Genomic DNA, 18,756 nt, shown 5'->3' with positions numbered 1-18,756 from the left:
CTTGCAACTCATTCGGGGCGCACCAAGCGCAGCAGTTCCGCGCCTTCGGCAACCTGGTCGCCGGGGGCAAACAGCAGCTCGGCCACCGTGCCGTCGGCAGGGGCGGCGATGGTGTGCTCCATCTTCATCGCCTCCATCACCGCCAGCGCTTGACCCTTAGCCACCACGTCGCCAGGGCGCACCGCAAACGACACCACCCTGCCCGGCATGGGCGCGGTCAAGCGACCAGCCTCGGTGTGCGTGCCACCAGCGTGTGCCAGCAGGTCGACCGCTGCAATCTCGGTGGCACCCTGGGCGGTGAACACCTGGTGCACCTCGCCTTGGCGGTACACCTGGGCCAGGGCGCGCTGTGCGCCGACCATGACATCGAGCCCACCGCTGGCCGTGCGCTGAAAGTGCAAGGCGGCGACAGCACCCTGTACCTCCAAGTGCAATCCGCCGGCGCGGCTGCGTGTTAACACGGCGGTATACGGCTCGCCCTGAAAACGCAGCGCGAAGCTGCGCGCCCCAGCACCCTGCACCCGCCAACCGTCGCGCTGGGCCCAGGGGTCGATCCAGCCGGTGGCATCGGGCACAGCAGCAGCGTCTTGCTCGGCGACCAAGGTGCTGGCCACCAAGGCAGCAGCGGCCAGGGGCAGGCCCACGGTCTCTTGGTTGAACAGCCTCGCCGCCTCGCGCGGGATCAGCGCGGTGTCCAACTGTGCCTGGGCAAACGACGGGCTGGCAACAACATGGCGCAAGAACTGCACGTTGGTGGCCAGGCCCACGATGTGGGTGGCCGCCAGCGCTGCATCCAGCCGCGCCAACGCCTCGGCGCGGGTGGCACCGTGCACGATGAGCTTGGCCACCATGGAGTCGTAAAACGGGCTGATGGTGTCGCCCTGGCGCACGCCCGAGTCCACCCGCACTGCTTGACTTGCACGCGCGAAGCGGGCGTGCTCTGGCAATGCAAACACCTGCAGCGTGCCGGTGGCAGGCAGAAAGTTGTTATCGGGCGCTTCTGCGCAAATGCGGGCCTCGATGGCGTGGCCACAGATGGCCAGCGCGTCTTGCGCCAGCGGCAGCGGCTCCCCTGCGGCCACGCGCAACTGCCATTCGACCAGGTCAAGCCCGGTGATCGCCTCGGTCACCGGATGCTCCACCTGCAGCCGGGTGTTCATCTCCATAAAGAAGAAGTCCATGCTGCCGTCGGCGCGCTGTTCCACGATGAACTCCACCGTGCCCGCGCCCACGTACTGCACCGCGCGTGCGGCGGCGACTGCGGCGGCACCCATCTGTTCGCGCATCTGCGGCGTCATGCCGGGGGCAGGCGCCTCTTCCAACACTTTTTGGTGGCGGCGTTGCACCGAGCAGTCGCGCTCAAACAGGTGCACATAGTTGCCATGCGTGTCGCCGAACACCTGGATTTCGATGTGGCGCGGGCGTTGCACGTATTTTTCGATCAGCACCGCGCTGTTGCCAAAACTGCTGGTGGCCTCGCGTTGGCAACTCGCCAGTGCGTCGGCAAAGTCGTGGGCGCGCTCCACCACACGCATGCCTTTGCCGCCACCACCGGCGCTGGCCTTGATCAGCACGGGATAGCCGATGCGATCTGCCTCGCGCTGCAGATGGACCGCATCCTGTTCGGTACCGTGGTAGCCGGGCACCAAGGGCACACCGGCCTGCGCCATCAATCGCTTGGATTCGGCCTTCAAGCCCATGGCCGCAATCGCCGATGGCGGCGGGCCGATGAACACCAAACCGGCGTCGGCACAGGCCTGGGCAAAAGCCTGGTTTTCGCTCAAAAAACCGTAGCCCGGGTGGATCGCCTGCGCGCCGGTGGCCTGGGCTGCAGCAATGATGGCTTCCCAGCGCAGGTAACTTTCTTTGGGCGCGCTGCCACCAATGTGGACCGCGTCGTCACACGCTGCCACGTGCTTGGCATGCGCGTCGGCGTCCGAGTACACCGCCACCGTCTGGATGGCCAGGCGTTGCGCCGTGGCGGCCACGCGGCAGGCGATTTCGCCACGGTTGGCAATCAGAATTTTGGTGAACATGTGTGCTGCCTCGCTTACATCCGGAAGACGCCGAACTTCGTGTCAGGGATAGGTGCATTCAATGCGGCGCTCAGGCCCAGCGCCAGCACCCGGCGGGTGTCGGCAGGGTCGATGATGCCGTCGTCCCACAAACGCGCGGTGGCGTAGTAGGGGTGGCCTTGCACCTCGTACTGGCGGCGGATGGGGGCTTTGAAAGCTTCCTCCTCTTCCATGCTCCAGGCCGCTTCGCCGGTCACGCCGCTCTTGGCCTCGAGTCCATCGCGCTTGACGGTGGCCAGCACGCTGGCCGCCTGCTCGCCGCCCATGACGCTGATGCGCGCGTTGGGCCACATCCACAAAAAGCGCGGACCGAAGGCGCGCCCGCACATGCCGTAGTTGCCAGCCCCAAAGCTGCCGCCGATGATGACGGTGAACTTGGGTACCGCCGCGGTGGCCACCGCGGTGACCATCTTGGCGCCGTTGCGGGCGATGCCTTCGTTCTCGTACTTGCGACCCACCATGAAGCCGGTGATGTTTTGCAAGAACACCAGCGGGATCTTGCGCTGGCAGCACAGCTCGATGAAGTGCGCGCCCTTGAGCGCTGACTCGGAAAACAAAATGCCGTTGTTGGCGATGATGCCCACCGGCATGCCCTCGATGTGGGCAAAGCCACACACCAGCGTGGCGCCATAGCGCGGTTTGAACTCGTGCAACTCCGAGCCATCGACGATGCGGGCCATGATTTCGCGCACATCAAAGGGCTTGCGGGTGTCCACCGGAATCACGCCATACAGATCTTCTGCGGGAAAGCGCGGCGGCCGGGGCGCTTGGGTACGCACGGGCACTGCCTTGCTGGTGTTAAGCCGGGCCACGGCCTCGCGCGCCAAGGCGAGCGCATGCACATCGTCGTGGGCCAGGTGGTCGGCCACGCCCGAGAGGCGCGTGTGCACATCGCCACCGCCCAGATCTTCGGCGCTGACTACCTCGCCGGTGGCGGCTTTCACCAGCGGTGGGCCGCCCAGAAAAATGGTGCCCTGGTTTTTGACGATGATGGTTTCGTCGCTCATGGCCGGTACGTAGGCGCCGCCAGCGGTGCAGCTGCCCATCACCACCGCGATCTGCGCAATGCCTCGCGCGCTCATGTTGGCTTGGTTGAAGAAGATGCGCCCGAAGTGGTCGCGGTCGGGAAACACCTCGTCCTGGTTGGGCAGGTTCGCACCGCCCGAATCGACCAAGTAGATGCAAGGCAGGTGGTTTTGCGCTGCCACTTCCTGGGCACGCAAATGCTTTTTGACAGTGAGCGGGTAGTAGGTGCCGCCTTTGACGGTGGCGTCGTTGCACACCACCATGCAATCGACCCCACTGACGCGGCCGATACCAGCGATGACCCCCGCGCAGGGCGCGCTGTCGGAGCCGTCGCGGTCGGGGTACATGCCCAGTGCTGCCAGGGGCGAGAGTTCCAGAAACGGGGTGCCGGGGTCCAGCAGCATGGACACACGCTCGCGCGGCAGCAGCTTGCCCCGCGCCGTGTGCTTGGCACGTGCGGCCTCGCCGCCGCCCAAAGCGCTCTGCGCCATGCGCGCCTGCAGGTCTGCCACCCACGCGCGCATGGCGGCGGCGTTGGCCAGAAAGTCGGCACTGCGGGCGTTGAGTTGGGTGTCTAGCGCGGGCATGGTGTCTCCGGTGGATGGGTCGGGCGCGTGGTGCTTGGGTGGGCTCAGCTCTGGCTGCGCGTCTCGGTAGGTGCACCTTGCTTGACCCACTCGGTGTAGCCGCCGTCGATGTGCGCGACGTTGCGCATGCCCATGTCTTGCAGGGTTTTGGCGGCCAAGGCGCTGCGCCAACCGGCGCCGCAATAGAGGATGAACTCGGTGGTCTCGCTGGCAAACACTGGCTTGAAGTAGGGCGACTCGGGATCGACCCAGAACTCCAGCATGCAGCGCGGCGCGTGGTAAGCGCCCACCACGGTGCCGCCTTTGAGCTCGCGCACATCACGGATGTCCACGATCTGCACCTTGGGGTCCTTGAGCCGGGCCTGCACCTGCGCGACGGTGTAGGTGGTGACCTCGGCCATGGCTTGCGCTACGAGGCTGCTGGCGGATCGGGTGATGGGCATAGGGGACTTTCAAAAAAGTGGGGGCTTATCCGGCATTGGCGACCCAGTTGCCGTCCACGCTGGCTGCGCCCGAGCGCAGCAGGTCGTCGATCACCCGCGCGACCTGGTCGTGCACAGTGAGCGCAGGGTACTCCTGGGCCAGCACCGATCGCAGGTAGGGCGTGCGACTGGCCCAGTCGGTCAGCGCGTCCCGCTGCATGCGCTGCGCTTCCAGCAGCTTGAATTTGAGCAGCACCTTGGCTGCGTACTGGCGGTGCTTGGACGGGCTGGCGGCGAAGCCATCGAGCCGCTTGCGGGCGTAAGCAATCGCCTCGGCAATGCCCCGCGAAAACGGCGCGCCGTGGCCGGGCAGCACCAGCGCGGGTTGCAGCGCCTCGATCAGGTCCAAGGTCTGCGCCACCTCGTCGAAGGCAGCAATGCCATCGAGCTCGGGAAACACCACGCCAAAGCCGCGCTCCCACAGCGCGTCTGCCGAAATCAGGGTGCGGCTGGCGGGCTCGAACAAGACGACGGAGTGCGGGTCGTGACCCGGCGCGGCATGGACCTGCCAGGTGTGCATGCCCAGGCGCAGCTCGGACCCAGGCCACAAGGTGGCGTCGAACCGAAACTGCGGGCAGGTCTGGCCGGTGGTGCTATAGCCCAAGGCGTCCTCGTCCCAGCGCGCAACTTCAGAGGCCAGCCCCGGCGGGATCAGGGTTTGCAGCGCCGGGTACGCGGCTTGCAAGGCGGCGTTGCCGCCGCAATGGTCGCTGTGCAAATGGGTGTTGACCAGCAGGTCGGGGGCGCGCCCCTGCAGTGCTGCGGCCACCAGCGCCAGGGTGTGCGGCGCATGCAGGCCGTAGCCGCTGTCGACCACGGCCGCATGGTCTGCGCCCACCAACACGATGCAGTTGGAAGACAGCCAGCCGCGCTCCAGCACCGCCACGCCCGCAGGCAGTGCGTTGCTGGACTCTGCCATGTGAGGCGTCGAGTGGAGTGGAACGTGGGGAGCCACCTGGGGCGCTGCGGGGATTGGCGTGTGCGTTGGCATGTGCGCTCGCAAAGCTGGCTGCTGCATCAGGCCAGCGCGCGCTGGATGATGATTTTTTGCACGTCCGAGGTGCCCTCGTAAATTTGGCACACCCGCACGTCGCGGTAGATGCGCTCCACCGGAAAGTCGCCCACGTAGCCGTAGCCACCCAGGGTCTGCAAGGCCGCGCTGCACACGCGCTCGGCCATTTCGCTGGCGAAGAGCTTGGCCATGGCAGCTTCCTTCAGGCAAGGGCGGCCCGCATCGCGCAGCGCTGCGGCGTGGAAGATCAGTTGCCGCGCGGCTTCGATTTGGGTGGCGCAGTCCGCCAGCCTGAAGCCCACCGCTTGGTGGTTGAAAATGGGCTGGCCAAAGCTGTGCCGGTCTTTGGCGTAAGCCAGCGCCACCTCGAAGGCGCTGCGCGCCATACCCACGCTTTGCGCGGCGATGCCGATGCGCCCGCCTTCCAGGCCGCCGAGGGCGATTGCATAGCCTTCGCCTTCTTTGCCAATGCGGTTTTCAACGGGTATGCGGCAGTTGTCGAAGTTGATTTGCGCGGTGTCGCTGGAGTGCTGGCCCAGCTTGTCCTCCAGGCGCGCCACTTGGTAGCCCGGCGTGTTGGTGGGCACCAAGAACGCGCTGATGCCGCGCTTGCCAGCGGCCTTGTCGGTGACTGCGACCACGATGGCGACATCGCCGTTCTTGCCGCTGGTGATGAACTGCTTGACGCCCTGCAGCACATAGCTGTCGCCCGCGCGCGTGGCGGTGGTGCGCAGGCCCGATGCGTCGGAGCCCACATGCGGCTCGGTCAGGCAGAACGCGCCCAGCATGCGTCCTTGCGCCAGCGGCTCCAACCACTGGCGCTTTTGGTCGGCACTGCCGTAGCGCAGCAAGATGGCGTTCACCGGGCAGTTGGTCACGCTCAGAATCGTGCTGGTGCCGCCATCGCCCGCGGCGACTTCCTCCAGCACCAAGGCCAGCGAGGTGTAGTCCAGCCCGGCGCCACCCAACTCTTCGGGCACACACACGCCGTAGGCGCCCAAAGCGGCGAGGCCCTGCAGGGCTTCGCGCGGAAAGGTGTGCTCCTTGTCCCAACGCGCGGCCTGCGGCCAGAGCTGCTCTTGCGCGAAAGCGCGCACCGCCTCGCGGATCATTTCTTGGTCGGGGGTGAGCAGCATGTGGGGTCCTGCCAAACTGGGTTACAGCAACTCGATGGCCACTGCCGTGGCCTCGCCACCGCCAATGCACAAGGTGGCCACGCCTTTCTTCAAACCGCGCGCCTTGAGTGCATGGACCAACGTGACCAGGATGCGCGCGCCGGAGGCGCCAATCGGGTGGCCCAGCGCGCAAGCACCGCCGTTGACGTTGACCCGTTCGTGCGGCAACTGCAGCTCGGCCATCAGCGCCATGGGCACCACCGCAAAGGCTTCGTTGACTTCCCACAAATCCACGTCGGTGGCGGCCCAGCCGGCCTTGGCCAGCAGCTTGTGCACCGCACCCACCGGCGCGGTGGCAAACCAGTTGGGCGCTTGCGCGTGGGTGGCGTGGGCGACGATGCGCGCCAGCGGCTGGCAACCTAGGTCGGCTGCGGTGCTGCTGCGCATCAGCACCAGGGCGGCGGCGCCGTCGTTGATAGAGCTGCTCGACGCGGCGGTGATGGTGCCGTCCTTTTGGAAGGCGGGCTTGAGCGTGGGAATTTTGTCGAGCCGGATCTTGCCCGGGCCTTCGTCGGTGCGGATGGCGAGCGTGCCGGCCCGGGTGGTCACGGTGACCGGTGTGATCTCCGCGTTGAACGCACCCGAGGCGATGGCTGTTTGCGCGCGCTGCACGCTTTCGGTGGCAAAGGCGTCTTGGCTGGCGCGGGTGAAGCTGTATTTGGCGGCGCAGTCCTCGCCGAAGGTGCCCATGGAGCGGCCGGGTTCGTAGGCGTCTTCCAGGCCGTCCAACATCATGTGGTCCAGCACCCGGTCGTGGCCGATGCGGATGCCACTGCGACCCTTGGGCAACAGGTGTGGCGCGTTGGTCATGCTCTCCATGCCGCCAGCCACCAGCACGTCATGGCTGCCCGCCAAGAGCATGTCGTGGGCGAACATGGCCGCGCGCATGCCCGAGCCGCACATCTTGGAGAGCGTGACTGCACCGGCACTTTGGGGCAGGCCACCCTTGAGCGCCGCTTGGCGCGCGGGCGCCTGGCCCTGACCTGCCATCAGGCAGTTGCCCATCAGCACCTCGGTCACCAGTTCCGCAGTGAAGCGCGAACCGCTGGCGGCGCGCTCTACCACGGCGCGGATGGCAGCGCCTCCCAGATCGTGGGCGGCCAGCGAAGCGAAGTCGCCTTGGAACCCTCCCATCGGGGTGCGGGCGGCGCTGACGATGACGACGGATTCAGACATGCGGGGGCTCCTGTAATTGGCGCGGGCAGAACACAAAAATGGCGTTGGCGTTGGCCTAGACAGCAACTGCGCTGTGGCGCGGCAGCAGCCGCACACCCGATACCGCCTCGCGGTACAGCGCATCCAGATCGTCGGTGCCGGTCACCGTCATATGCAAATCTTGCAACAGGCCGTCGTGCACGCCGTACACCCAGCCGTGCAAGGTGACCTGTTGGCCGCGCGCCCAAGCGTCTTGCAGCACGGTGCTTTGGGCCACGTTGACCACCTGCTCGATCACATTGAGCTCACACAGGGCGTTGACATGGGCGTGTTCGGGCAGCATCTCCAGCACCCCGCGGTGGCGGTCGCGCACGTCTTGGACGTGGCGCAGCCAGTTGTCGGCCAGCCCGATGCGCACGCCCTCCAAAGCCGCCTGCACGCCCGAGCAACCGTAGTGGCCCACCACCATGACATGCGCCACCTTGAGCCGCTCCACCGCAAACTGCACGGTGGACAGGGCGTTGAGGTCGGAGTGCACCACCACATTGGCGACATTGCGGTGGACAAAAATCTCGCCTGGCGCGAGGCCAATGATCTCGTTAGCGGGCACGCGGCTGTCGGAGCAGCCGATCCACATGTACTTGGGGCGCTGCTGGTTGGCCAGCCCGGTGAAGAAACCGGGGCGCTGGCGTTCCATCTCCGCGGCCCACGCGCGGTTGCTGGAAAACAGGGATTGCAGGTCAGACTTCATTGCATGGTTTCAGAAAACAATTCGCGCCCGATGAGCATGCGGCGGATTTCGCTGGTGCCGGCACCAATTTCGTAGAGCTTGGCGTCGCGCCAGAGGCGGCCCAGCGGGTAATCGTTGATGTAGCCGTTGCCACCAAAAATCTGCACACCCTCGCCGGCCATCCAGGTGGCTTTTTCGGCGGTCCAGAGGATCACGCTGGCGCAGTCCTTGCGCACTTGGCGCACATGTTGCTCGCCCAGCAGGTCCAGGTTTTTTGCCACCGTGTAGGCAAACGCGCGCGCCGCTTGCAGCACGGTGTACATATCGGCCACCTTGCCTTGGATGAGCTGGAACTCGCCAATGCTTTGACCAAACTGCTTGCGGTCGTGGATGTAGGGAACCACGTTGTCCATCACCGCCTGCATGATGCCCAGCGGGCCGCCGCTGAGCACAGCGCGCTCGTAGTCCAACCCGCTCATCAGCACCTTCGCGCCCTGGTTCACACCGCCCAAAATCTGGGTGGTGGGCACCTCCACGTTCTTGAACACCAGCTCGCCGGTGTGGCTGCCGCGCATGCCGAGTTTGTCGAGCTTTTGTGCGATCGAAAAACCAGGCATGCCTTTTTCGATCAGAAACGCGGTGATGCTGCGCCCGCCCGACGCACGGCCTGCGGTGTGGCCGGCGGCCGGGCCCGTCGCACCGGACTGCGAGGCGCTGTCGCCTGCGGATTCGGTTTTGGCGTACACCACCAAGGTGTCGGCGTCGGGGCCGTTGGTGATCCACATCTTGCTGCCGTTGAGCAGGTAGTAGCCGCCCTTGTCTTCAGCCCGCAGCCGCATACCCATGACATCGCTGCCGGCGCCCGGCTCACTCATGGCCAAGGCGCCCACATGTTCGCCGCTGATGAGCTTGGGCAGGTACTTATGGCGCTGCTCGGCGCTGCCGTTGCGCCGGATCTGGTTAACGCACAGGTTGCTGTGCGCGCCGTAGCTCAAACCGACGCTGGCCGACGCGCGGGAGATTTCTTCCATGGCCACCATGTGCGCCAGATAACCCATGTTGGCACCACCGTAAGCCTCATCGACGGTGATGCCCAGCACGCCCAGGGCGCCCATTTTTTGCCACAGGTCCATGGGGAACTGGTCGTCGCGATCGATCGCAGCGGCGCGCGGCGCGATTTCGGTCTGGGCGAACTCGAACACCGCCTCGCGCAGTGCATCGATGTCCTCGCCGAGTTGGAAGTTCAGGCCTGGCATGCGCATGGTGTGCTCCTTAGGAATGGGTTGTGCAAGTCGCAATGGCCTGTTTACGTCAGGCCCTGCCGGTCTTGGTCATGGCAGATGGGGTCCTAGCGGTTTGCGTCCTGGTTGCTTTGGCTGGACTTTTGGCTGGGGCCTTGGCAGCGCCTGCCAACAAGGTGCGTGCTTCACGCTGGTGCACCTTGATCTCTTCCAGGTTGGCTTGCAGGTCGGCCATTTGCTCCTCGATCTGCGCGCGGTGGGCGGCCAGCACATCCAGAAACTTTTGCAGCTGCGCGCCGGTGTCGCGCGGGCTGTCGTACATATCGATGATGTCCTTGGCTTCAGTCAGACTCAAGCCCAGGCGCTTGGCCCGCAGGGTGAGTTTGAGGCGGGTGCGATCGCGCCCGCTGTACACCCGCTGGCGTCCGGCTGGCCCCCGGCGCTCGGGCTGGAGCAGGCCCAGATCTTCGTAGAACCGGATGGCGCGGGTGGTGAGATCGAACTCGCGTGCCAGGTCGCCGATGGAATAAGTGGTGCTCATCCGATGGTGCGCATCTGCAATTGACGTTTACGTAAACGTCAATTATGGCCCATAACTCGGCGATGCCAACGCGGGCGCAGCGTCGACCTGCATGCGCATCGGGTACAAACCGGGGGCCACCAACTTTTTGAGGACTGCGATGATCGATCTCTACTACTGGACCACGCCGAACGGCCACAAGGTGACGCTGTTTCTCGAAGAGGCCGGCTTGCCCTACCGAATTCATCCGGTGAACATCTCCAAGGGCGAACAGTTCCAACCCGAATTCCTGCGCATCGCGCCCAACAACCGGATTCCCGCGATCGTCGACAACGCACCCACGGACGGCGGTGAACCCATCGCATTGTTCGAGTCGGGCGCGATTCTGCTATACCTCGCCGACAAAACCGGGCTGCACATTGCGCAAGATTTGCGCGGCCGCAATCAGGCGCTGCAATGGCTGTTCTGGCAAATGGGGGGCCTCGGGCCCATGGCCGGGCAAAACCACCACTTTGCGCTTTACGCGCCCGAGAAGCTGCCCTACGCCATCGAGCGCTACGTAAAGGAAACGTCACGCTTGTACGGCGTGCTCAACAAGCACCTGTCGGACGGGAGGGAGTACATCGCGGGCGACTACGGCATTGCCGACATGGCCTGCTACCCCTGGGTGGTGCCCTACGAGCGCCAAGGCCAGCGCTTGGAAGACTTTCCGCACCTGGCTGCGTGGTTCCACCGCATTGCGCAGCGGCCTTCGGTGCTGCGCGCGTACCAGCTGGCCCAAACCATCAATGTGGCACCCACAGTGAACGCCGATTCAAGAAGCGTGCTCTTTGGCCAGGACGCCAAGACCGTGCGCTAAGCATGATCCCATAGCGCGGACGCGCAGGTGTTCAGTCCTACCAGGCGGGCAGTGCGTCGACGCGAAGTTGGCGCCGCAGCTTGGCGTAGTCGGGCACCACGGTGGCAACCGTCGCCCAGAAGGCGGGGCTGTGGTTCATCACGCGCAGGTGGCTCAACTCGTGCGCCACCACGTAATCGATGACCACGTGCGGGAAGTGCAGCAAACGCCAATGCAGCGCAATGGCACCGTCGGCCCGGGCGCTACCCCAACGGGTGGCCGCATTGCTCAGGCGCAGGCTGCGCCACCGCACCTGTAACAGCGGCGCAAAATGGTCCAGCCGTTGCCGCAAGTGAGCGTAGGCCTGCTCCTTGAACCACGCTTGTACCGCATCGCGCAACTGCTCGGGTGTTGCGCCCTCAGGCAAAGCGACAGCAAGTTCAGCCGGCACGCCGGGATCTGCTGGAGCCGCCAATCGGACGCGTAGGCCAGCCGACACCGGGCTGGAGACCACCCGAACCCGCAGCGGTGCCCCCAGGAATGGCAGCTCCATGCCATCAGCCCACACAGTGCGCAGTGCGCTTTGGTGCTCGCTGCGGGCCTGTGCTTCTTGCAGCTTGCGCAGGATCCAGCTTTTTTTCTCTTGCAGCGCTGCCTCCATCTCGGCCACCGGTGTCCAGCGCGGCGCGCGCACCGTCAGGCCGTCGGGCCCCACCACAAAACCGATGGTGCGTCTGCGGGCGCGCACAAAGCGGTAGGCCACCACCGCACCCGAGAGCGCAATCCGCCGGTTGGCCTCCTTGTGGGAAAACTGCACGGTTGGCGCCGGCGGCTGCACGACCGGGCTGTTGCCAAACAAATCCAAGGTGAAGCGCAGCAGCGGTTGCATGGCTTCGCGCAAAGCGTCAGTCAGCGTAGGCCTCGGGGTCAAGCCGGCGCATTTCCGACTCGATCCACTGTTCGACTTCACGCATCAGCTCTTCGGGTTCGCGGCCGACACTGGGGATGGGTTTGCCAATCGACACATCGACCACACCCGGCCGCTTGATAAACGCCTTGCGCGGCCAGCAGCGCGCCGAGGTAACCGCCACCGGAATGACTGGCGCGCCTGTCTCAACTGCCAGCCGGGTGCCTCCGGTTTTGTAAACGCCTTTTTGACCACGCGGTATGCGGGTACCTTCTGGAAACATGATGATCCAGATGCCTTGCGCCAACAAGGCCTTGCCCTGCACCACGACCTTGTTGAAGGCGCTGGCGCGCTGGCTGCGGTCGATGTGGATCATGTCCAGCCGCCCCATGGCCCAGCCAAAAAATGGCACCAGCAGCAGCTCCTTCTTGAAGACATAGGCCAGTGGATGGGGCATCAGCGTGGGCATCAAGAAAGTCTCCAGGGTGGACTGGTGCTTGACCAACAGAATTGCGGGGTCGTGCTCGCCCTGCGGCAGGTTCTCCCAGCCGATCACCCGGGTGCGAATGCCCAGAATCAGCCGCGCACCGCCAACGGCCCAACCCAGCCAGCGCACCGCCATCCACCACAGGCGCTTGCCACGGATCCGCGCCGAGGCCACCAGCATGATGATGCCCCAGGGCACCACGGTCACCAGCATCCACAGCATGTGGAGCAGCGAGCGAAGAAAAACCATGGGCAGCGTCTTCATGCCGCAATCACCAAGTGGTTAGCGAAATCCATCAGGTTGTGGTGTACCTGCGTGTTTGCCGGCAGATCCTCGGGCAGCGCGCGGTGCCGGTAGATTCCAGCTTTGCCAGTCAAAATCAGATGCGTCTTGCAGCCTACCGCTGCACCGGCCACCAGATCGCGGACCGAGTCACCGGCCGTGGGCATGCCGCTGAGGTCCAGGCCGTAGCGTTCTGCAATCTGCTCGAACAAGCCCGGCGCTGGTTTGCGGCAGTTGCAGCCGTCTTCCGGCGCGTGGGGGCAGAAAAACACCGCGTCGACACGGCCGCCGACTGTGGCCAGCATGGTGTGCATCTTGGCATGCATCGCGTTCAGCGACGCCACATCAAACAGACCCCGACCCAAGCCCGACTGGTTGGTGGCCACCACCACATGCCAGCCCGCGTGGTTGAGTTTGGCAATCGCTTCGAGCGCGCCGGGCAAAGGTTGCCACTCGCTTGGCGACTTGACGAACTCGGCGCTGTCTTCGTTGATGGTGCCGTCGCGGTCGAGGATGCAGAGTTTCATGGCAGGTGCGCGCCTTAGGTCGCCAGTTTGGACAGATCGGCCACGCGGTTCATAGCGAGGTGCAGGCTGTGCAACAGGCCCAAGCGGTTGAGCCGCAGATCGGTGGCATCGGCGTTGACCATCACATCGGCAAAGAACGCATCGACCGGGTCGCGCAAGGCGGCTAGCGTCTGCAACGAGTCGGAGTAGTCTCCTCTCTGCCATTGGACGTGAGCCTGCGGCAAGACGGTTTGCATGGTGGCGTACAACGCCTTCTCGGCGACCTCTTGCAGCAGCACCTCGCTGACGTGGGCATCAACCGCTTCGGTTTTCTTGAGAATATTGCCAATGCGCTTGTTGGCGGCGGCGAGAGCAGCGCTCTCTGGCAAGCGGGCAAAGGCCCGCACTGCAACAAGCCGCTTGGCCACGTCGCCTAGGCGGGGCGGGCGCAACGCCAGTACGGCGTCCACCTCTTGCGCGCTGTAACTTTGCTCGCGCAGGGAGCCGCTGAGGCGGTCGTAGATGAATTCGGTCAAGGCCTCGGAGGCGTCGACAATCTTTTCGCCAAAGACCGGCATGGCACAGGCGAGAAGCTGGCCCAGCTCCAGTGGCAGCTGCAGTTCAACCAGCATCCGCACCACGCCCAAAGCATGGCGACGCAGGGCGAACGGGTCTTTGTCGCCGGTGGGCAGGTTGCCGATACCGAACATGCCTACCAGGGTTTCCAACTTGTCGGCCAAGGCCACAACCACGGCTGTGCTGTTGCGGGGCAAGCTGTCACCAGCAAAGCGGGGCTTGTAGTGGTCCTCAATGGCCAGCGCGATGTCGTCGCCCAAGCCATCATGGCGGGCGTAGTAGCCGCCCATGGTGCCCTGCAGTTCGGGGAACTCGCCCACCATGTCGGTCAGCAAGTCGGCCTTGGCCAGGCGCGCGGCCGTGGCGGCGCGGTGCGCCAGCGCGCTGTCGCCAAGCTGTATGCCGATGGCCTGGGCGATGGCGGCCACCCGCTCGCTGCGTTCGCCTTGGCTACCAAGCTTGTTGTGGTAAACCACCTTGTTGAGGCCTTCCAGCCGAGACTCCAGCGTGCGTTTGCGGTCCTGGTCAAAAAAGAACTGGGCATCGGCCAAGCGGGGGCGCACCACCCGCTCGTTGCCACCGACCACCGCGCTGCTGTCGGAGGGCGAGACGTTGCTGACCACCAAAAACTGATTGGTGAGCTTGTTCTGGGCGTCCAACAAGGGAAAGTATTTCTGATTGGCCTTCATGGTCAGGATCAGGCACTCCTGCGGCACCTGCAAGTACTGCGGCTCAAAGGTGCAGACCAGCACGTTGGGGCGCTCCACCAGCGCGGTAACTTCTTCGAGCAGGGCCTCATCGTCAATCGGACGCACGCCGTGGCCGATGCGGTCTGCTGCCGCTTGCAGTTGCCGCGCGATGTCGGCGCGGCGCTCAGAAAAGCTGGCGATCACCGCGCCCTGCTCCCGCAACGCGTCTGCATAGTGGTCTGCATGCGAAATCGTGATGGGTGATGTTTTGGCCTCGAAGCGGTGTCCGTGGGTGGTGTTGCCCGAGCGCAGGCCGAGCGCCTGCACCGGCACCACCTGAGAACCATAAAGCGCCACCAGCCCGTGCGCGGGGCGCACAAAACTCACGCTGCTCCAACCCGGCAAGTCGCAATCGCTTTCCAATTGGTAGGTCATCACTTTGGGGATGGGCAGCTTGACGATGGCCTCGGCCAACGCCTTTTGCAATCCTTCGGCCAGGGTGGCACCGGCGAGGGTGTTTTCGAAGAACAGCGCCTGCGCTTTGCCATCCATAGCGCGCTTGAGTTGTGGCACGGCGCTGGCGTCGACGCCAAGTGCAGCGAGCTTCTTGATCAAGGCCGGTGTGGGGGCTCCGACTGCATCCAGGCCCACGGCCACCGGCATCAGCTTGACCGAAACCGCGCGGCTGGCGGCTTGATCACGCACCCCTGTGAGGTGCACACCCAGACGGCGCGGTGAGGCGAAATCGGTGACGACGGTGTCGGGCGCGGCGAGGCCCTGTGTTTTGAGCGAATCCGCAAGCACCTGGGCAAAAGACTCTCCTAGCTTGCGCAGGACCTTCGGGGGCAGTTCTTCAACAAACAGTTCAACCAACAAGTTGTTCATAGTCTCAATCGTTAAAGCGGCGCGCGCAGTGCGTACCGCAGCACCCAAGGGCGCTACGCAGCTTTTTTAGCCATTTGCTCCACCCATGCACGCGGGGCCATGGGAAAACCCAGGCGCTCGCGGCTCTCCAGGTAGCTCTGGGCCACGGCGCGTGCCAGATTGCGGATGCGCCCAATGTAGGCCGCACGCTCGGTCACGCTGATGGCGCCTCGGGCGTCGAGCAGGTTAAAGCTGTGCGCGGCCTTGAGCACCTGTTCGTACGCGGGCAAGGCCAACTGCACGCCAATAAGGTGCTTGGCTTGGCGCTCGTGAGCGGCAAATGCGGTGAACAAAAATTCGGCGTCGCTGTGCTCGAAGTTGTAGGTGGACTGCTCCACTTCGTTTTGCTTGTACACGTCACCGTAAAGCATGGTGTCGGTCCAGCGAAGGTTGTAGACGTTGTCGACACCTTGCAGGTACATGGCCAAACGCTCCAGGCCGTAGGTAATCTCTCCGGTGGCGGGCTTGCAATCGATGCCGCCCACCTGCTGGAAATAGGTGAACTGCGTGACCTCCATGCCGTTGAGCCACACCTCCCAGCCCAAACCCCAGGCGCCCAGCGTGGGGTTTTCCCAGTCGTCTTCTACAAAGCGAATGTCGTTCCTTTTGAGATCGAATCCCAAGGCTTCCAGCGACCCTTGGTACAGCTCCAGGATGTTGCTTGGAGCGGGCTTGAGCACCACTTGGTATTGGTAGTAATGCTGCAGTCGGTTGGGGTTTTCGCCATAGCGCCCGTCCTTGGGGCGTCGGCTGGGCTGCACATAGGCTGCCTTCCATGGCTCTGGCCCTATGGCCCGCAAGAAAGTGGCTGTGTGCGAGGTTCCAGCGCCCACTTCCATGTCGTAGGGCTGCAGCAATGCGCAACCTTGGCGGTCCCAGTAGTCCTGAAGACGAAGAATGATTTGCTGAAAAGTGAGCATGGGTCGGCGCGCGCGGGCGCTCGCAGCGTGTACAAGGCCCGATTTTACGGGGTCAGGGTCGGCGCTCCCGGCGCCGGTTAAGAAGCGCCAGACCAAGGGCAGCAGCGATGGCGACCCAGAAGGGCAACAAGCCGGCACGCGCCACCCACCATGCATACGGCGTGGTACCAACCCGCCCTTGCACCTCCCCCACCAGCACGCCCTTTGTGAGCCGCGGCAGCGACGCTGTGACATGGCCTCGGTGGTCGATGATGGCAGTAGCCCCGGTGTTGGTAGCACGCACAAACGGGCGCTGCAGCTCCAGCGATCGCATCCGCGCAATCTGCAGGTGCTGATCGATGGCTACCGTATCTCCAAACCATCCGATGTTGCTGAAATTCACAAACACCGTTGGGGCGTGATCGACCTCGCGAAAACGCACGCCCAGCTCTTCGCCGAAAAGGTCTTCGTAGCAGATGTGTGCTGCCAGGCGTTGCCCCTTCCATTCGAAGGAGGTCTGGTCAAGCGTGCCGCGGTTGAAATCCCCCAAGGGGATGTTCATCATGCGGGTAAACCACTTAAACAGCGGCGGGATGAACTCCCCGAAGGGCACCAGGTGGTGCTTGTCGTAGCGCCATACAGCCTCGCTAGCCGGTCGAATGCCCACCACCGAGTTGGTGTAACCCTGGTCGTAGGCGCCCAGTGGGATGCCAGTCAGCAAAGCCGCACCGCCCCCAGTGAGTTGCCCGCGCAAATCGTCCAAATAACCTGGTGGGAGGTCTTGCGGCAGCAAGGGTATGGCGGTTTCTGGCCACACGAGGAGGTCAGCCTTGATGCCGGAACTGTTTTGCGCGTACCACCGCAATGCAGTTGCAACACCAGTGTCTGTTTCGAACTTTTCGTTCTGCGGTATGTTGCCCTGTAGCAATGCGACCTGGATGCGGCCGGCTGCTTGGGTGTGCTCGGCCGTAGGTTGCCAAACGGCCGCAAGTCCAATCGCTGCGCACAAAGCGAGCTGGCTGCGGCTGAAAGTCGGACGTTGTGCGATGCCCATCGCCACCAGCGCTGCGATGAGGCCGACGCCGTACATGCCCATCCATGGAGCCACCCAGCTAAAAGGGCCACTGGTGTGCGCATACCCTACGGCACCCCAGCCGAAGCCAGTCAACCACGTGCCGCGCGCCAGCTCTGCCGCAGTCCACAAGAAACCAAAGAGAACGGCGGATGCCCAGGCTCTACGTGGCCTGAAGTAGTGGTAAGCAAGGGCAGCGGCACCGTAGTACAGGGCCAATGCGGCTGCCAACAACAGGGTGGCAAAAGCTGCTAAGCCCGGATGCAAGCCGCCGTACTGGTGCATCGCGACGAAAAGCCACCAAAAGGTCCCAACCAACCAAAACACCGCGAAGCAATAGGTCACTCCAAATGCAGTCTTGGCACTTTGCGCCCTCAGCAATGCGCTGCATAGCACAACCATCCCAATGATCTGCAGCCACCAACTAGGTTGTCCATGAGGGAGAAGGTATGCGAATGGCCAAGCCAGGCTCGCTGCGCCGGACAAGCCAGCAAGCATCACCAACAAAGTCCAAACTGCTGCGGTCAAAGCGCGGTCGGGGAAACCTTGAACCAACGCACCGCGCCGCCCTTGGTATGCAGCACCACAAACTCCAGGCCGCCAATCTGGTGACGCTCCCCACGCTTGGGGACGTGGCCCATCTCGTGGGCAATGAGGCCACCGATGGTCTCAAAGGATTGTGCGTCGTCGCTCGCGTGCAGTTCGACTGAGAAGGCCGCAGCCACCCGCTCAATGGGCGTATCGCCGCTCACGCGGTAGGTCCTATCGGCCAAGCCAAAGATGTCCCCTTCGTCCTCAGCAATGTCAAACTCATCCTCGATTTCGCCGACGATTTGCTCCAGCACATCCTCAATTGTGATGAGACCAGCCACGCGTCCGAACTCGTCGATCACGATCGCAAGATGGTTTCTGTTACCCCTAAAGTCTCGCAAAAGATCGTTTAGCCCTTTGGACTCTGGGACAAACACCGCAGGACGCAGCAGCGCGCGAATGTTGAGCTCTGGCGCACGTTGTAGCTTCAACAAGTCCTTGGCCATCAAAATGCCAATGATGTTCTCGCGATCACCTTCTACCACTGGGAATCGTGAATGGGCGGTGTCGATTACTTGGTGCATGAGGTCGTCGGCCGAGCTCTTGATATCCAGCACATCCATCCTGGTCGCGGGAACCATCACGTCTCCAGCGGTCATGTCCGCCATGCGAATGACGCCCTCCAGCATCATGCGTGAGTCCAGTCCGATAATTTTGTTCTCTTGCGCCTCGACCAGCGTATCGATCAGCTCATCAGTTGAATCGGGTCCAGGATGAATAAATTCAGCGAGTCTTTGCAGAAAAGAGCGCTTGTCCTCTCTGTCTGCATGGCGCATAGTATGTGGATCTGACACGAAGGGGATGGGCACACCGCCCGTTGTTTCAATAGGCGAAGGATAGCGGATTTACAAACAAAAAAACGCCCCATCGAGCGATGGGGCGTTTTGGCTGTAATAGCCTGACGATGACCTACTTTCACACGGGGATCCGCACTATCATTGGCGCAGAAGCGTTTCACTGTCCTGTTCGGGATGGGAAGGAG

17 protein-coding genes are annotated in these 18,756 nt (G+C 63.8%); 1 reads left to right on the top strand and 16 read right to left on the bottom strand.

From position 1 onward, the window contains the following. Positions 1-8: 8 nt before the first annotated feature. The 9 genes from ACILRC_RS13205 to ACILRC_RS13165 form a co-directional block, all read right to left on the bottom strand. Positions 9-2,036: a biotin carboxylase N-terminal domain-containing protein gene (locus ACILRC_RS13205; RefSeq protein WP_395669837.1), complete on the bottom strand. Its 2,028-nt coding sequence runs from the start codon at positions 2,034-2,036 to the stop codon at positions 9-11. 14 nt (positions 2,037-2,050) lie between these two features. Then, positions 2,051-3,688 carry a carboxyl transferase domain-containing protein gene (locus ACILRC_RS13200; RefSeq protein ID WP_395669836.1) on the bottom strand — a complete coding sequence of 546 codons (1,638 nt, stop codon included), beginning with the start codon at positions 3,686-3,688 and terminating at the stop codon, positions 2,051-2,053. Positions 3,689-3,732: 44 nt separating this feature from the next. After that, on the bottom strand, positions 3,733-4,131 hold the full coding sequence (locus tag ACILRC_RS13195) for a rhodanese-like domain-containing protein (protein WP_395669835.1): 399 nt from the start codon (positions 4,129-4,131) through the stop codon (positions 3,733-3,735). A 25-nt stretch (positions 4,132-4,156) separates the two neighbouring features. Beyond that, the gene (locus ACILRC_RS13190; RefSeq protein ID WP_395669834.1) at positions 4,157-5,089 is read right to left on the bottom strand and encodes an MBL fold metallo-hydrolase; all 933 of its coding nucleotides are present in this window, start codon (positions 5,087-5,089) and stop codon (positions 4,157-4,159) included. 98 nt (positions 5,090-5,187) lie between these two features. Beyond that, positions 5,188-6,318: an acyl-CoA dehydrogenase family protein gene (locus ACILRC_RS13185; protein WP_395669833.1), complete on the bottom strand. Its 1,131-nt coding sequence runs from the start codon at positions 6,316-6,318 to the stop codon at positions 5,188-5,190. A 21-nt stretch (positions 6,319-6,339) separates the two neighbouring features. Further along, the gene (locus tag ACILRC_RS13180) at positions 6,340-7,533 is read right to left on the bottom strand and encodes an acetyl-CoA C-acyltransferase (RefSeq protein ID WP_395669832.1); all 1,194 of its coding nucleotides are present in this window, start codon (positions 7,531-7,533) and stop codon (positions 6,340-6,342) included. A gap of 55 nt (positions 7,534-7,588) precedes the next feature. Next, entirely contained in the window at positions 7,589-8,263 is a 675-nt protein-coding gene (can, locus tag ACILRC_RS13175; protein ID WP_395669831.1) for a carbonate dehydratase, read from the bottom strand. Beyond that, positions 8,260-9,504 (bottom strand): isovaleryl-CoA dehydrogenase, encoded by a 1,245-nt coding sequence (locus tag ACILRC_RS13170; protein WP_395669830.1) that lies wholly within the window; start codon positions 9,502-9,504, stop codon positions 8,260-8,262. Before ACILRC_RS13170 ends, can begins: the two co-directional genes overlap by 4 nt. A gap of 49 nt (positions 9,505-9,553) precedes the next feature. Then, positions 9,554-10,024, bottom strand: a complete 471-nt coding sequence (locus ACILRC_RS13165; protein WP_395669829.1) for a MerR family DNA-binding transcriptional regulator — start codon at positions 10,022-10,024, stop codon at positions 9,554-9,556. Positions 10,025-10,163: 139 nt separating this feature from the next. Between ACILRC_RS13165 and ACILRC_RS13160 the strand changes: the two genes are divergently transcribed. Next, positions 10,164-10,862 carry a glutathione S-transferase N-terminal domain-containing protein gene (locus tag ACILRC_RS13160; protein ID WP_395669828.1) on the top strand — a complete coding sequence of 233 codons (699 nt, stop codon included), beginning with the start codon at positions 10,164-10,166 and terminating at the stop codon, positions 10,860-10,862. 37 nt (positions 10,863-10,899) lie between these two features. Here the strand turns inward: ACILRC_RS13160 and ACILRC_RS13155 are convergent, their stop codons facing one another. The 7 genes from ACILRC_RS13155 to ACILRC_RS13125 are packed head-to-tail and all read right to left on the bottom strand — an operon-like array spanning position 10,900 to position 18,568. After that, positions 10,900-11,730 (bottom strand): M48 family metallopeptidase, encoded by an 831-nt coding sequence (locus ACILRC_RS13155; protein WP_395669827.1) that lies wholly within the window; start codon positions 11,728-11,730, stop codon positions 10,900-10,902. Positions 11,731-11,746: 16 nt separating this feature from the next. Beyond that, a complete protein-coding gene (locus ACILRC_RS13150; RefSeq protein WP_395669858.1) occupies positions 11,747-12,484 on the bottom strand; it encodes a lysophospholipid acyltransferase family protein in 738 nt (245 codons plus the stop codon). Between the two features lie 11 nt (positions 12,485-12,495). Continuing rightward, positions 12,496-13,044, bottom strand: a complete 549-nt coding sequence (gene gmhB, locus ACILRC_RS13145; protein WP_395669826.1) for a D-glycero-beta-D-manno-heptose 1,7-bisphosphate 7-phosphatase — start codon at positions 13,042-13,044, stop codon at positions 12,496-12,498. Positions 13,045-13,058: 14 nt separating this feature from the next. Next, positions 13,059-15,173 (bottom strand): glycine--tRNA ligase subunit beta, encoded by a 2,115-nt coding sequence (gene glyS, locus ACILRC_RS13140; RefSeq protein WP_395669825.1) that lies wholly within the window; start codon positions 15,171-15,173, stop codon positions 13,059-13,061. 53 nt (positions 15,174-15,226) lie between these two features. After that, the gene (gene glyQ, locus ACILRC_RS13135) at positions 15,227-16,132 is read right to left on the bottom strand and encodes a glycine--tRNA ligase subunit alpha (protein ID WP_395669824.1); all 906 of its coding nucleotides are present in this window, start codon (positions 16,130-16,132) and stop codon (positions 15,227-15,229) included. A 52-nt stretch (positions 16,133-16,184) separates the two neighbouring features. After that, positions 16,185-17,681: an apolipoprotein N-acyltransferase gene (gene lnt, locus ACILRC_RS13130; RefSeq protein WP_395669857.1), complete on the bottom strand. Its 1,497-nt coding sequence runs from the start codon at positions 17,679-17,681 to the stop codon at positions 16,185-16,187. Between the two features lie 26 nt (positions 17,682-17,707). Next, positions 17,708-18,568, bottom strand: a complete 861-nt coding sequence (locus tag ACILRC_RS13125; protein WP_395669856.1) for an HlyC/CorC family transporter — start codon at positions 18,566-18,568, stop codon at positions 17,708-17,710. Positions 18,569-18,756: the final 188 nt, after the last annotated feature.

Origin of the sequence: Rhodoferax sp. (assembly GCF_044236835.1) — a bacterium.
Lineage (GTDB): Bacteria > Pseudomonadota > Gammaproteobacteria > Burkholderiales > Burkholderiaceae_C > Allorhodoferax.
The sequence above is the reverse complement of the archived record's forward strand: the minus strand, read 5'-3'. Positions and strand labels throughout refer to the sequence as shown.